Raw genomic sequence first — 14,267 nt, forward strand, 5'->3', positions numbered from 1 at the left:
GCGCGCCTGATGGAGCCGATCGTCCATGTCGACGGGCGCGCCTATCCATGGGGTGCCAAGAATATCGACACCGATATCATCATTCCGGCGCACTGGCTGAAGACCACGACGCGCGAGGGGCTGGGCAAGGGCGCGTTCGAGAGCGTGCGCGCCGAACCCGGCAACCTGTTCGACGATCCGCGCTATGCTGGGGCGCCGATCCTGATCGCGGGCGAGAATTTCGGCTGCGGCTCCAGCCGCGAACATGCCGCATGGGCGCTGACCGACATGGGCGTCCGCGCGGTGATCGCGCCGAGCTTTTCCGACATCTTTTCGGGCAACGCGATCAAGAACGGGATCGTGACGGTCGTGCTGCCGCAGGACGCGATCGACCGGCTGGTCGAGGTGGCGAGGGACCAGCCGGTCGCCGTCGATCTGGAGACGATGACGGTCACCACGCCGTATCAGGATCGCTTCGCCTTTACCCTCGATCCGTTTCGTCGCCGGTGCCTGATGGAAGGGCTGGACGAGATCGGCATGACGCTGGCACAAGATACCGCGATTTCGAAATACGAGTCCGGCGTGTCCCATGCGCGACCGTGGCTCCATCAGGAGAGCGGTGATGCGGGCGTTGTTGTCGACGGAGCCGGGCGGGCCTGACACGCTGACGATCGGCGAACTGCCCGATCCGCAGCCAGGCAAGGGGCAGGTCGTCGTCGCGGTGAAGGCGTGCGCGGTCAACTATCCCGACGTGCTCATCATCGAGGACCGGTATCAGTTCCGTCCGGCACGGCCGTTCGCGCCGGGCGGCGAGGTGGCGGGCGTGATCGACAGCGTCGGCGAGGGCGTCACCGGCTGGGCGGTCGGCGACCGGGTGATCGCGGTCACCGGGCATGGCGGCATGGTCGGGAAAGTGGCGGTGCCGGCAGCGGCGCTCCACCGCCTGCCGCCAGACCGCAGTTTCGAAGAGGGCGCGGCGTTGCTGCTGACCTATGCCACCGCGATCCATGCGCTGGTCGATCGCGGGCGGATCGCCGCGGGGCAGACGCTGTTGGTGCTGGGGGCGGCGGGCGGCGTCGGGGTGGCGACGATCGAACTGGGCAAGGCGTTCGGCGCGCGGGTCGTGGCGGCGGTATCGTCGGAGGAAAAGGCGGCGGCAGCCCGCGCGGCGGGGGCGGACGAAGTGGTCGTCTACCCCCATGCCCCGTTCGACAAGGTGGCGTCGAAGGCGCTGGCCGATACGTTCAAGGCCGCGGTCGGCGGGCAGGGCGCGGACATCGTGTTCGATCCGGTCGGCGGCGACTATGCCGAACCCGCGCTGCGCAGCGTCGGGTGGGAGGGGCGCTATCTGGTGGTCGGCTTCCCGGCGGGCATCCCGAAGCTGCCGCTCAACCTGACGCTGCTCAAGAGCTGCGACGTGTGCGGCGTGTTCTGGGGCGCGTTCGCGATGCGCGATCCGGCGGCGAACGCGGCGCATGTCGCGACGCTGTTCCGGCTGTGGGACGAAGGGGCGATCGCGCCGCGCGTGACGGGGACGTTCCCGCTGGAGCGCGGCGGCGAGGCGATCGCGGCGCTGGCCGGGCGGGCGGTGATCGGGAAGCTGGTGGTGGTGCCGTAGCGAGGCAGGGGTTTTCACGCGGAGGCGCGGAGAGATCTGGCCTGCCGTGATAGCGGCTTTCGCCGCCCGTAGGGTCTGATCCGATCGAATGGAACCGGACGTCTCCCGGCGAAGGCCGGGATATCCCGTGGCAGCACGCAGCAGGGATCGTGTGAGACCCCCAGCCTTCGCTGGGGTAACATTTCCCCGCAGGCGGATCGGGCTCCGGCAGGGGAAAAGGCATTGGCGGTCGGCAGCGACTGCCCCAGGCCCTCTCTCTGCGCCTTCGCGCCATCTTATGCCAACGGCCGTGCCGGTTCTGGGGAGGCGTGGCGACGCGTTGCGCGCGCCGTTGCGCGGAACCCGGCTGCGTCCTATCTCGGGCGGGAGGGACGAGTAGGGGAATAGCATGACGACGTTCGACGACCGGGAACGTGCCTTCGAGGCCAAGTTCGCCCGCGATGGCGAGATGGCGTTCCGCGTGACCGCGCGGCGCAACAAGCTGTTGGGCCACTGGGCGGCCGAGCGGATGGAGCTGACCCCGGCCGAGACGGACGCCTATGCCACGTCGGTCGTACAGGCCGATTTCGAGGAAGTCGGCGACGACGACGTCGTGCGCAAGCTGATTTCCGACCTGGCGGCCGCCGGCGTCGATTGCGACGAGGCGTCGATCCGTCAGGCGATGGCCGATTGCGAGGTCGAGGCGCGTCGCCAGCTGCTGGAGAGCATGTGATGCCGATGGAAGCACAGGCGATCGAGGCGCTGATCGTCGCGGCGATTCCCGATGCGGTGGTCGAGATCACCGATCTGGCGGGCGACGGCGACCATTATGCCGCGCGCGTGGTGTCGGAAAGCTTTCGCGGCAAACCGCGCATCGCGCAGCAGCGCGCGGTCTATGCGGCGCTGGGCGGACGGATGGGCGGCGAACTGCACGCATTGCAACTGACCACCGGCGTCCCCACTCCACAGGCATGAAGCGCCCGCCGGGCGACAGCAAGGATATGACGATGACCGACGATACCAACGCCCGCATCGATGCGGTGGTAAAGAACAACCCGGTGGTGCTGTTCATGAAGGGCAGCCCGCTGTTTCCGCAATGCGGCTTTTCCAGCCGCGCGGTGGCGATCCTGAACCACCTGAACACCCAGTTCGAAAGCGTCGACGTGCTGCAGGACCAGGGTATCCGCCAGGGGATCAAGGCCTATTCGGACTGGCCGACCATCCCGCAGCTCTACGTGGGCGGCGAGTTCGTCGGTGGATCGGACATCATGATGGAGATGTACGAGAGCGGCGAGCTGGCCGAGCTGCTGGGCGGCGACAAGGTCGCCTGATCCGCCCCGTTCGACAATGAAAAGCCCGGCCGCAGCGATGCGGTCGGGCTTTTTCGTGGGAAGCCGTTCCCCGTCGCATCGGACCGTCACCCCAACGAAGGCCGGGGTCTCGAGCGGCTCCTGCGCCGTGCCGTCATGGGGCGATCCCGACCTTCGCCGGGATGACGGCCGATGCGAGGGGGATGGATCGAGCGTTGCCCCAGGCTGCCGATTACTTGCCGCGCAGCGTGTTGATGAGCGCGATGCCCAGCACGCCGCCCAGCGCGGCCGAGGCAAACGGGCGATCGCGCACGAACTGGCGGACCTGATCGATCACCGGGCGGAGCGTGTCCTCGATCGTGTCCTTCGCCTCGCCGTAACGCTGCTGGACCTTGCCGCCGAGCTGGTCGGCCTTGCCCTCGTCGCGCAGCGTCCGGTCACCGGTGGCGGTCCCAAGGCCTTCCTTGAGCTTGCCGCCAAGGTCGGTGGCGGCGCCGGTCAGGGTATCGGTGTTCATCGGGTGTCTCCGTGGGTGGGTGAGAGGGATCAGCGTGCGGGCGGGTTGGTCACGACGCCGCAACCGGCGGCGGCGCGGGCGACCTCCAGCGGGACCCGGGGGTCCTTGACCGCGCCGGCGGCGCGGACGAAGTCGCCGACGGTCAGCCGGCCGGGCGTGGTATCGCCCTCGCGCGCGGCGCGTGCAGCGTTGCCCAGCTGTTGCAACTGGCCCAGCGACAGGTTCGCTTCCAGCCGGTCGCCGACGCATCGCGACTGGTCGGGCGCGAAGCCATAGCCCTCCAGCGAGGACGCGATGCGCGCCGACGGGTTCACGCAGGCCGACGTGGCGAACGCCAACAGTCCGCCGATGGCAACAAGTCCCGCGGTGTGCATGGAGTTTCCCCTGTGGTCAGGCGGGATAAACCCGGCAGTGCCGCCGTTGGGTCCGTAGTATTCCTGCACTATTTTCGTCCGACATCTTCGCCATGTCCCTGCGAACTGCGCGACCGGCGGCAGGCGTCTTCGCAAGATCGACGTGCATCGGCGGGGGAAGACCCGGGGTGGGCGGACCGGCAACTGGAGGAGGTGCCGGTCCGCCCGAATTGAAGCGCGAACGCATCGGGTGCCAATACCCTCGCAGCAATTGTGCCATTTTCCCGGCAGGCTGGTTTCGGCGGGTTTCGACGGTTAACGGCGCTTCACCATCCCGGGCAGGTGTAAGCCATCCCGACAGGTTGCGGCGGCAGACAAGATTACGCTTGTAAACGTAACGACCACGGGTGTAGTCATCTGCCATGGCCGAACGAATCAGCGATGCCGAGCATGCCGTGATGGAAGTGCTCTGGGACCAGAACCCGCTTACCGCGCAGGAGGTGGTCGAACGCGTCGCCCCGGCGCGCGACTGGAGCGCGAACACCGTCAAGACGCTGCTGGGCCGGCTGCTCGCCAAGCAGGTGATCGACGCGGAGGAGGACGGGCGGCGCTATCGCTATCGCCCGCTGGTCGCGCGCGAGGAATATGTCGCGGGCGAATCGCAGAAGTTCATCGACCGGCTGTTCGGCGGCAGCCTGACGCCGCTGGTCGCGCACCTGGCCGAACGCGACCAGTTGAGCGCGAAGGAAATCGACGAGATCGAGGCTCTGTTGAAGGCGCTGAAACAATGATCGGATGGGCGGTGGAAACGATCGCGGCGACGACGCTGCTGATGGTGCTGGTGCTGATGCTGCGGGGGCCCGTCGCGCGGCGCTTCGGTCCGCAGGCGGCCTATGCGCTGTGGGCGCTGCCCGCGCTGCGCATGATCCTGCCGCCCATTCCCGATGCGTGGCGCCCGGTCGACATCGCGCCGATCGGTGCGGCGACCGAACCCGGCGTCATCATGCTGGGCGTGCCGGTGGCCGAGGTGCCGGCGCTGCCGCAGGGCTGGGGCATGGCCGACGTGCCGCTGGCGGTGATCGGCCTGTGGCTGCTGGGCGCGGTCGGCTTCGTCGCGTGGCACATCGTCCGGCACAACCGTTTCTGTGCGAAGGTGCTGGCATCGGGCCGGGCGAAGGGCATCGCCGGAGGGCATGTCCGGATGATCGAGACGCGCCATGCCGCCGGGCCGCTCGCGTTCGGGGTGTTCCACCGCTATGTCGCGATGCCGGTCGATTTCCGCGAACGCTATGACGAGCGCGAACAGGCGTTGGCGCTGGCGCACGAGCTGGGCCACCATGCCCGGGGCGACCTGCTCGCCAACTGGTTCGCGCTGGTCGTGCTGGGGTGCCACTGGTTCAATCCGGTCGCGTGGCGCGCGTTTCGGGCGTTCCGGGCCGACCAGGAAATGGCGTGCGATGCGATGGTGCTGGCGCGCGCCACACCGCAAGTCCGCCACGCCTACGCCACCGCCATCGTCAAGTCCGCGCACGGGCAGGGGCTGTCCGCCGCCTGCCACCTGCACGGCGTCCATGAACTGAAGGGGAGACTCATCATGTTGTCGAAGCATCGGGTGATGTCGCCCGCCACCCGCCGGATCGCCGGCGGCGCCACGCTGGCGCTGGCCGTGATCGGCCTCGGCATCACCGCGTCGGGAACGGAAGCCGCCGAGACGTTGCGCGGCAAGGTGGAGGACGCGACCGGCGTCGAGATCGCGAGCGTCGAGGCGAAGGCGGCAGCCGCGCTCGCCCCGGTGGCGGCGATCGTCCCGGTGCAGGCGGCGACGGCGGCACCGCTGCCCGCGCCCGCCGAGCCGGCACCGCCGCCGGCGATCGCCGCACCGGCCCGGGCCGTGCAGCCGGCGGCGCCTGCGATCGCCGCGCGTCCTGCCGTACCGGCCGCCCCGGCGGCGCCGGCGGCCCCGGCACAAGGAGCGGTGCGCAAGATCGTTGTCCAGAAATTCGACGGCGACGGCAAGCTGCTGGGTCAGAGCGTCAGCGACATTCCCGACGTCAGGGTCGTCAGTGCAAATTGCGGCCCCGGCGATGCCCGGCAGACCAGCATGACCCGGATGGAGGGCGGCAAGCAGGTCACGGTGATCTGTTCCGACCGCATCCGCATCGTCACCCGCGACGCGCAGTTCCGCGCCGAACAGGGGGCGAAGCTGGCGGCGATCAGTGCGGCGCGGGCGGCGCAGGGCGAAGCGCAGGCGGCGCAGGGACAGGTCTATGCGCGGCAGGGGCAGCGCGCGGCACTGGCCGGGCTGCGCTCGGCACGCGCCTCGATCATGGCGAACAAGGACATGCCCGCCATCGCCCGCACCAGCGCACTGGCGGGCATCGACGACAGCATTCGCGAAATCCAGTCCGAGATCGATTCGGAGGACTGACACCGGGTCCGCGGACGTTCTGCCCCGTTCGCCCGCGGCAGGGCCGGCCGGCATCGCGCCGGCCGGCCCGTCGCTGCGACCATCGCCTTGCATCGCGCGCCCCCAGCCGCCATCTCCCGGAGCAATGGCCGAATTTTCCCCCGGTATCGCCCAGCCGCTCGAACCGCTGGTGACGCGCGTGCTGGCGCGCAACGCATCGCCCTATACCCATACCGGCACGCAGAGCTTCGTCGTCGGCGGCAGCGGTGCGGTGGCGGTGATCGATCCGGGGCCGGTCGACGACGTGCATCTGGACGCGCTGCTGGCCGCGGTCGGCGACCGGCAGGTCGCGGCGATCCTGTGCACCCATACCCACCGCGACCATAGTCCGGCTGCCCGGCCGCTGGCCGATCGCACCGGCGCGGCGATCATCGGTTGTGCGCCGCTGACGATGGACGATGCCGGCCCGCGCGCCGATGCCGCGTTCGACGTCGACTATCGCCCCGACCGGGTGCTGGCCGATGGCGAGGCGGTGGCGGGCGACGGCTGGACGCTGGTCGCGGTCGCGACGCCGGGGCACACGTCGAACCATCTGGCGTTCGCGCTGCCCGAAAGCGGCGCGCTGTTCAGCGGCGACCATGTCATGGGCTGGTCGACGACGATCGTTTCGCCGCCCGATGGCGACATGGGCGATTACATGGCCAGCCTCGACAAGCTGTTGGGGCGCGAGGACCGGGTCTATTATCCGGCGCATGGCGACGCGGTCGACAATCCGAGGCGGCTGGTGCGCGGGATGCTGGGCCACCGCAAGCAGCGCGAGGGACAGATCGCGCGCGCGATCGAACGCGGGACCCATGACGTGCCGGCAATGGTCGCGGGCATGTATGCCGGGCTGCACCCCAGGCTGCTCGGCGCGGCGGAGCGGTCGGTGCTGGCGCACCTGATCGACATGGAACAGCGCGGGATCGTGCGGCAGGAGGGGGCGACATGGCATCGCATGTGAGGCCGCAGGCGATCCGGCTGATCGTCGCCGTCGTCGTGCTGCTGGCTCTGGGCATCGGCGGCTGGGTGGCGTGGCAGCGCTATCAGGAACGCTATGTCGTCACCACCGAACCCGATAGCGGGCAGGCGGTGACGCGGATCATCACCGCGCGGCTGTCGGGCGCGAGCGCGCTGAAGGTCGCGTCGCTCACCGGCACGCTGCAGGCGAGCGCCAGCGACACGCGCGGCTTCGGCTGGCTGCGCTCGGACCAGGTGGTGAAGATGCCCTATGCGGTCGATTATTTCGTCGACCTGGGCGGGATCGGCGAGGGGCAGCTGAGCTGGTCGGCCGACACCCGCACGCTGGTGGTCGACGCCCCCGACGTCACGGTCGCGAAGCCCAATATCGACGAGGCGGCACGGACGCTGGTCCAGACCAATGGAGTCTACGTAACGCGCGAGGCGGCGGCGGCGCTGGCGCAGCGGGTGTCGAGCGTGGCGCAGAACCGCGCCGAGCGCGAGGCGCGCAGCCCCGAACGGCTGGCACAGGCGCGCGAGATGGCGCGGGCTGGACTGGCACGGGTGCTGGCAGCGCCGCTGGCGGCAGCGGGCGAGCGCGACGTGCGGGTGGTGGTGACATTTCCGGCGGAGCGGGGCTTGCGGGACGGGGAGCGCTGGGACGTGTCCGCCCCGCCGGCCGAGGTGCTCGGCAATCGGCGGTGACAAGCCGGCTTCGGCACATTAGGGGCCGGTTCAAGATGAAATGCCCGTTCGTCCTGAGTAGCTGTTGAGCCTGTCGAAACAGCGTATCGAAGGACTGCTTGGGGCAGGTGCTTCGATACGGGTCTTCGACTTCGCTCAGCCCCTACTCAGCACGAACGGAAGATGAGGTGGCATTTGCCAGCTCGAGGAGACGATGATGAACGCGCGCACCGAACTGCCCACCGGCACCGACCTGCTGGCCGAGATCGACCGGCTGCGCCGCGAGCGCAACGCCGTCATCCTCGGTCATTATTACCAGAAGCCCGAGATACAGGACCTCGCCGATTTCGTCGGCGACAGCCTCGACCTGAGCCGCAAGGCGGCGGCGACCGATGCCGATGTCATCGCGTTCTGCGGCGTGCGCTTCATGGCGGAGACGGCGAAAATCCTGTCGCCCGACAAGACCGTGATCCTGCCCGACATGGACGCGGGCTGTTCGCTGGAGGACAGCTGCCCGCCCGAACAGTTCGCCGCGTTCCGCGCGCAGCATCCCGATCACATCGCGCTGACCTACATCAACTGTTCGACCGAGGTGAAGGCGCTCAGCGACATCATCGTCACCTCGTCGTCGGCGGAAAAGATCCTGTCGCAGCTGCCCGCCGACCAGAAGGTGATCTTCGGTCCCGACCGCAATCTGGGTGGATATCTGACGCGCAAGACCGGGCGCGAGATGCTGTTGTGGCCGGGCGTGTGCATCGTCCACGAAGCGTTCAGCGAAACCGAGTTGTTGAAGCTCAAGGCGCAATATCCCGGCGCGCCGGTCGCGGCGCATCCCGAATGCCCGGCGATCATCCTCGACCATGCCGATTATGTCGGGTCGACCAGCGGCATCCTCGCCTATGCCGCCGACTTCCCCGGCGACACGCTGATCGTCGCGACCGAACCGCACATCATCCACCAGATGGAAAAGGCGCTGCCGCACAAGCAGTTCATCGGCGCGCCGGGCGCGGACGGCAACTGCAACTGCAACATCTGCCCGTATATGGCGCTCAACACGCTGGAAAAGCTCTACATCGCGTTGCGCGACCTGTCCCCCAGGATCGAGATCGAGGAAGGGCTGCGGGTGCGCGCCAAGGTGTCGCTCGACCGGATGCTGGCGATGGCGAGCGGGACGGTGGGGCTGGGCGACCTGGGGCCGCTGCGCGCGGGATGATCCGCCGCTTGCCCCGGTAGCGCCGTCCGGCGGGAACCACCGGCCGGACCTGTGGGCCGGACGCGCGGCCGCTTGCGTGCGGGGGGCAGGGGTGCCAGCGTGGCAGGCCCATGCCGATCGATCCGCCCGACGTGCACCGCCGCGAACTGCCGCCGCTGCCGGCACTCGCCAGTTTCCTCGCCGCGGTCGAGACGAGCAGCTTCTCGCGTGCGGCGCAGCGCATGGCGCTGACGCAGAGTGCGATCAGCCGGCAGATCGCGCTGCTGGAGGACTGGCTGGGCACGGAGCTGTTCGAACGGCGCGGGCGGCGGGTGACCCCGACCCCGGCGGCGATCGCCTATGCCGCGGCGGTCGGTCCGGCGGTCGAACGGGTGCGCAGCGCGACCCGCCGGCTGCTGGTCCCGCCCGACGACCGCGCGCTGACCATCGCGACGTTGCCCAGCTTCGGCATGCGCTGGCTGGCACCGCGGCTGCCGGGGCTGTCGGCGCGCCATCCCGAATTGCTGGTGAACATCGCCGCGCGGTCCTACACCTTCGATTTCGCCGGGGAACGCTTCGACGCGGCGATCCATTTCGGCCTGCCCGACTGGCCGGGGGCGGACCATGCGCTGCTGTTCCACGAGGATGTCGTGGCGGTGTGTTCGCCCGACTGGCTGGCGCAGCATCCGGTGGCGCGCCCGGCCGACCTGCCGCGCCACGCGCTGCTGTCGCTGGAGGCGCGGCCCGATGCATGGGGGCGCTGGTTCGCCGCCGCCGGCATGGCCGATGCGGCGGCGGAAGGGCCGGTGTACGAACATTTCCTGATGCTGGCGCATGCGGCGGCGGCGGGGATGGGGGTCGCGCTGATCCCGTCGTTCCTGATCCGCCCCGAACTGGCGGCGGGCACGCTGGTCGTGCCGCTCGCCGTGCCGCTCAGCGCGCGTGAGGCATATTACCTCGTCTGGCCGCGCGGCGGGGTGCGCAGTCCGTTGTTCGACCGGTTCCGCGACTGGCTGCTGGACGAAGCCGCGTCGGAGGCGTGAAGCCGCCGGTCGATCGCCTCGACCGGGTGGAGCGGGCGGCGGCCGGTCATCCGCTTCGTCTGGCAGCGGCAGGAAAAGCCGGTGGCGAGCATCGCGTCGTCCCGTGTCACCGCCGCCCAGCCGAGCGCGAAGATATCGTGCGACAGCCGCTGGTTGCGCGCCTCGTGCCCGAACATCCCGGCCATCCCGCAACAGCCGGTCTTCGTCGGGGTGGCGGCGATGCCGAACCCGGCCAGCGCCTCGGCCCAGTGCGACAGCGCCTGCGGGCGCAGCGCCTGTTCGGTGCAATGGCCGAGCAGCCGCAGCGGCTGCGGGTCGGGCGCCAGGGCAGGCACGCGACCGTTGCGCACGGCATCGGCCAGCACCGTCTCCAGCCCGGCGACCTCGATCGCGTCGCCGGTCGCCTCTGCATATTCCTGTGTGAACATCAGCGCGGTGGCGGCGTCGATCCCGATCAGCTGGACGCCGGTGTCGGCCAGCCCGCGCGCCTCGGCCATCCGCGCCACCGCCACCGCCACGAAGCGGTCGCGCATCCCCAGCAGGTGCAGCACCTTGCCGTTGCGCCGCGGCGGCACGCGCCACACGCGATGGCCGCAGGCAGTCAGGACGCGCGCGGCGGCGGCGGTCACCCCGCGATCGAAGCTGGCGGTGAAACTGTCCTCGACCAGCACGACGGTGTCTGCCCGGTCCTCTGCCGATAGCGCCGCCAGTCGTTTGGGGGTCGCGACCGGCGGCAATCTGTCGGTCTGCTTGGTAAAGGCGGGCAGGTCGACATAGCCGAGCGCCTGCGCCACGCCGGTGCGGGCGATCGCATTGGCGAACCGCGGCATCCGCCGTCCCGCCGCCAGCATCGCCTCCATCCGCGCGACGACATGGTGGGTCAGGGGGCGGGTGCGCTTCGCCCAGTGCCGCTCGGCAAAGCGCGACGCCATCGTCGGCACGTCGACCCGCACCGGGCACAGCGTCGTGCACGCCTTGCACGACAGACAGGTGGCGAGCGACGCCTGCGTATCGCGCTCGATCGCGGCGTGGTCGGCACGCTCGGCCGGGGTCGGGCGGGGAATCGAATCGAGCCGCGCCCATTCGCGCAGCAATGCCGCGCGGCCCTTGGGCGACTGGGCGCGGTCGCGCGTCGCCTTGTACGACGGGCACATCAGGTCCTGCGCGCTCCAGCCGAAACAGGCGCCGTTGCCGTTGCACGCCACCGCGCGGTCGAACGCCTGTGCATGCGGGGCGGCGATCCCGCGGTCGTGCTCCCCACGGAACGGTACGCCGTCGATCCGGTCGACCGGTTGTCCGGCGGGCGCGGCGAGCTTGCCGGGATTGAGGCGGTTGTCGGGGTCGAACGCCGCCTTCAGCCGTTGCAGTTCGGGATACAGGCTGCCGAAGAACAGCGGCGAGAACTCCCCGCGATAGCCGCGGCCATGCTCGCCCCACAGCAGCCCGCCATAGGCCCTCGTCAGTTGCGCCACCGCGTCGGAGATCGGGCGGATCAGCGCCGCCTGATCGGGATCGCGCAGGTCGAGGAACGGGCGGACGTGCAGGCAGCCGACATCGGCATGGCCGAACATGCCATAGCTCAGGCCGTGGCCGTCAAGCAGCGCGCGGAACTCGGCGACGAAATCGGCCAGCCTTTCCGGCGGCACGGCGGTATCCTCGACGAAGGGCACCCCCTGCCGCGCGCCACCCAGCCGTGCGAGCAGCCCGACCGACTTCTCGCGCAGGCTCCACAACTGACCGATCGCTGCGTCGTCGCGCACGATCCGGCAATCGCCCTGCGGCCCGATCGCCGCCAGTGCGGCGAGACCGGCGTCGATGGCCGCATCGTCGTCGGCGGTGAATTCGACGAAGTTCATGGCGGCGACCGGCCTGTCGCTGCCGCCGAGCAGCCCTTCGACGCTCGCCCAGATGATGTCGTCCTGCGCGACGCCCAGCACCTTGTCGTCGATGATCTCGATCGCGACCGGATCGGCGGCGATCAGCCGCTGCACGTCGCGCATCGCGGTGTCGAACGCGGCGTAGCGGATCACCGCCAGCGCGCGCCTGGCGGGTTTGGGCGCGACCCGCAGCGTGATCGAGCGGATCAGCGCCAGCGTCCCCTCCGACCCGGCGAGCAGGAAGGCGAGGAAGAACCGGTCGGCATCGGCGTCATACGCCTTTTGCAGGTTATAGCCGGTCAGCCCGCGGTTCATGTCGGGAAAGGTCGCGGCGATATCGGCGGCGCGGGTGGTGACGATGCGCAGCGCCTCGCGGTGGATGGCGGCGACGATGCCGCTGCCCGCGGCGATCGCCTCCGCCGCCGCCCGCGTCATCGGCTCGGCGCGCCATTCCGTCCCGTCGGACAATATCAGGTCGAGTGCGACGATATAGTCCGACGTCTTGCCCCAGCGGCGCGATCCCTTGCCCGACGCATCGGTCGCGACCATGCCGCCGATCGTCGCGCGGCTGGCGGTCGACACCATCGGCGGGAAGAAGCGGCCATGGTCCCCGAGGAACGCGTTGAGCTGGTCGAGGACGACGCCCGGCTCGACCGTCACGGTGTTTCGGTCCGGGTCGAACGCGCCGATGCCGCGCATGTGGCGCGCGAAGTCGACGATGATCCCGTCGTTGAGCGACTGGCCGTTGGTCCCGGTATTGCCGCCGCGCGCGGTGAACGAGAGGTCGGTATCGCGCACCGCGCGCACCAGCAGCGCGACGTCGCTCGCGCTGCGGGGATAGACGATCGCCGCCGGGCGCACCTGATAGATCGAATTGTCGGTCGCCGCGACCTGCCGCGCGCCCAGCCCCGCCTCGACATCGCCGGCGAACCCGGCCGCCGTCAGCCGAGCGGACAGCGCATCGACCGCGGCCGTCACGCCGCGTCGCGCAGGTGCGTTCGCAGCGCGGCGATCGACCGGGCCTCGGTCGCGGCATAGAGCGCCAGTTCGTCCTGCACCGGCGCGCCCAGCGCGGCCTCGAACGCCGCCTGCGCCGCCGCCGCGCCATAGCTGCGTTGTGTCGCGCCGCCGAGGTTCGACTGGAAGATGCCCGCGGCGCTGACCGGCAGGAAATCCTCGTACACCAGCGGTACCGCGCGTACCCGTCCCGCCGCGATCCAGTCGGTCAGGTCGCCGGTCCGCGGCGCGGCACCGATCGCTTTGTAGCGGAAATAGGCGAGACCCTGTTCGCGCAGGGCATCGATCGTGTCGGGGAAGTCGGCGAACGCATCCGCCAGCCGCGCGGCATAGTCGCCACTACCCTGCCGCGCCTGTGCCAGCAGCCGGTCGTAGAGCGCACGGCCCTTGGGCGTCAGCGCCGCGCCACGCTGTTCGATTTCGCCGAAGCGCGCGGTGTGCTGTCCGGGCTGGTCGCCGGGGAAGGTCACGCCCTCCTCGATCGCCTTGAAGCTGGTCTGGCGCAGCAGGATCGGGACGGCGCGCGGCGGCGGCCCCTCGATCACCGCCTTCGCATCGATCCCGCGGCGCTCCATCTCCGCCTGCGCGGCGTCGATGTCGAGCGTGCGCGGGGTCAGGTGGTTGATGTGCGGCCCACGGAACGCCACGATATCGGCGATCAGCCGGTGCGCGCCGTTCAGCCGGGCATAGCCGGCGGCATCGACCCGCGCATCGCCGTGCCAGCGAAAGGTTTCGAGCAGTCCGGCGACGAAGCGGTCGGCAGCGCCATCGTCCAGCCCGCCCTCGGCCTCGGCACGTTCGATCAGGCGGATGGCGTCGTCGGTGAAGATGCGGCGGGTGGACAGGATCGCCTCCGCCTCGGCGCGCAGCGCGTCGTCCCCGATCAGTTCGAGCCGCAGCAGCGAGGTGAAGACGCGGAACGGGTTGGCGGTGAGCGCCGCCGCGTCGATCGGGCGGAACGCGGTCGAATGAACCGGCACGCCGGCCACCGACAGGTCGTAATAGCCGACCGGGTGCATCCCCATCACCGCAAAGGCGCGGCGCAGCATGGCGAGTTCGGCGGGCGTGCCGACGCGGATCGCGCCGTGCCGCTCGACGTCGAGCCGGTCGAGTTCCCCTGCCGCCGCCAGATCCGCCGCGACATCGGGGCGCTCGGTCAGGGTGCGTTCGTTCACCTCGACGACGATCGACAGCAGGTCGCCGTAGAGCGGCACTTCGGCGCGGTACATCGCCGACATCGCTTCGGAAAAGCGGGTGCGGATGGCGTCGGAGGGGATGAAATCGGTCATCAT

15 protein-coding genes are annotated in these 14,267 nt (G+C 70.0%); 11 read left to right on the forward strand and 4 right to left on the reverse strand.

Features of this window, described 5'->3' with window-relative positions:
* The first annotated feature begins 9 nt into the window (after positions 1-9).
* The 5 genes from leuD to grxD all read left to right on the forward strand — a co-directional run bounded on the left by leuD (position 10) and on the right by grxD (position 2,907).
* Positions 10-639 carry a 3-isopropylmalate dehydratase small subunit gene (gene leuD, locus QLH51_RS01535; RefSeq protein WP_125653990.1) on the forward strand — a complete coding sequence of 210 codons (630 nt, stop codon included), beginning with the start codon at positions 10-12 and terminating at the stop codon, positions 637-639.
* Positions 602-1,597, forward strand: coding sequence for an NADPH:quinone oxidoreductase family protein (locus QLH51_RS01540; RefSeq protein ID WP_206428731.1), 996 nt, complete (start codon positions 602-604; stop codon positions 1,595-1,597). Before leuD ends, QLH51_RS01540 begins: the two co-directional genes overlap by 38 nt.
* 388 nt (positions 1,598-1,985) lie before the next feature.
* Entirely contained in the window at positions 1,986-2,309 is a 324-nt protein-coding gene (locus QLH51_RS01545) for a DUF1476 domain-containing protein (RefSeq protein ID WP_125653992.1), read from the forward strand.
* The gene (locus QLH51_RS01550) at positions 2,309-2,551 is read left to right on the forward strand and encodes a BolA/IbaG family iron-sulfur metabolism protein (protein ID WP_125653995.1); all 243 of its coding nucleotides are present in this window, start codon (positions 2,309-2,311) and stop codon (positions 2,549-2,551) included. Before QLH51_RS01545 ends, QLH51_RS01550 begins: the two co-directional genes overlap by 1 nt.
* 32 nt (positions 2,552-2,583) lie before the next feature.
* Positions 2,584-2,907 carry a Grx4 family monothiol glutaredoxin gene (gene grxD, locus QLH51_RS01555; protein WP_125653997.1) on the forward strand — a complete coding sequence of 108 codons (324 nt, stop codon included), beginning with the start codon at positions 2,584-2,586 and terminating at the stop codon, positions 2,905-2,907.
* 211 nt (positions 2,908-3,118) lie between these two features.
* On the opposite strand, the gene QLH51_RS01560 is transcribed toward grxD, so the two are convergent.
* Together QLH51_RS01560 and QLH51_RS01565 are read right to left on the reverse strand one after the other, a co-directional pair.
* Positions 3,119-3,403, reverse strand: coding sequence for a CsbD family protein (locus QLH51_RS01560; protein WP_125653999.1), 285 nt, complete (start codon positions 3,401-3,403; stop codon positions 3,119-3,121).
* 29 nt (positions 3,404-3,432) lie between these two features.
* Positions 3,433-3,741: a hypothetical protein gene (locus QLH51_RS01565; protein WP_206428732.1), complete on the reverse strand. Its 309-nt coding sequence runs from the start codon at positions 3,739-3,741 to the stop codon at positions 3,433-3,435.
* Positions 3,742-4,178: 437 nt separating this feature from the next.
* On the opposite strand from QLH51_RS01565, the gene QLH51_RS01570 reads away from it, so the two are divergent.
* The 6 genes from QLH51_RS01570 (at position 4,179) to QLH51_RS01595 (ending at position 10,081) form a co-directional block, all read left to right on the forward strand.
* On the forward strand, positions 4,179-4,547 hold the full coding sequence (locus tag QLH51_RS01570; protein ID WP_125654003.1) for a BlaI/MecI/CopY family transcriptional regulator: 369 nt from the start codon (positions 4,179-4,181) through the stop codon (positions 4,545-4,547).
* On the forward strand, positions 4,544-6,184 hold the full coding sequence (locus QLH51_RS01575) for a M56 family metallopeptidase (protein ID WP_125654005.1): 1,641 nt from the start codon (positions 4,544-4,546) through the stop codon (positions 6,182-6,184). The genes QLH51_RS01570 and QLH51_RS01575 overlap by 4 nt, the downstream gene beginning before the upstream one ends.
* A gap of 124 nt (positions 6,185-6,308) precedes the next feature.
* Complete coding sequence (locus QLH51_RS01580) at positions 6,309-7,166, forward strand: MBL fold metallo-hydrolase (RefSeq protein WP_125654007.1); 858 nt, start codon at positions 6,309-6,311, stop codon at positions 7,164-7,166.
* On the forward strand, positions 7,151-7,867 hold the full coding sequence (locus tag QLH51_RS01585) for a DUF4230 domain-containing protein (protein ID WP_125654009.1): 717 nt from the start codon (positions 7,151-7,153) through the stop codon (positions 7,865-7,867). The genes QLH51_RS01580 and QLH51_RS01585 overlap by 16 nt, the downstream gene beginning before the upstream one ends.
* A 196-nt stretch (positions 7,868-8,063) precedes the next feature.
* Positions 8,064-9,059: a quinolinate synthase NadA gene (nadA, locus tag QLH51_RS01590; RefSeq protein WP_125654011.1), complete on the forward strand. Its 996-nt coding sequence runs from the start codon at positions 8,064-8,066 to the stop codon at positions 9,057-9,059.
* A gap of 110 nt (positions 9,060-9,169) precedes the next feature.
* Complete coding sequence (locus tag QLH51_RS01595; protein ID WP_125654013.1) at positions 9,170-10,081, forward strand: LysR substrate-binding domain-containing protein; 912 nt, start codon at positions 9,170-9,172, stop codon at positions 10,079-10,081.
* Here QLH51_RS01595 and QLH51_RS01600 read toward each other — a convergent pair.
* Together QLH51_RS01600 and hglS are read right to left on the reverse strand one after the other, a co-directional pair.
* Positions 9,991-12,936 carry an FAD-binding and (Fe-S)-binding domain-containing protein gene (locus tag QLH51_RS01600; RefSeq protein WP_125654015.1) on the reverse strand — a complete coding sequence of 982 codons (2,946 nt, stop codon included), beginning with the start codon at positions 12,934-12,936 and terminating at the stop codon, positions 9,991-9,993. The genes QLH51_RS01595 and QLH51_RS01600 overlap by 91 nt on opposite strands.
* Positions 12,933-14,264, reverse strand: coding sequence for a 2-oxoadipate dioxygenase/decarboxylase HglS (gene hglS, locus QLH51_RS01605; protein WP_206428733.1), 1,332 nt, complete (start codon positions 14,262-14,264; stop codon positions 12,933-12,935). The genes QLH51_RS01600 and hglS overlap by 4 nt, the downstream gene beginning before the upstream one ends.
* Between the last annotated feature and the right edge of the window lie 3 nt (positions 14,265-14,267).

The organism is Sphingomonas sp. 2R-10 (genome assembly GCF_030062225.1).
Lineage (GTDB): Bacteria > Pseudomonadota > Alphaproteobacteria > Sphingomonadales > Sphingomonadaceae > Sphingomonas.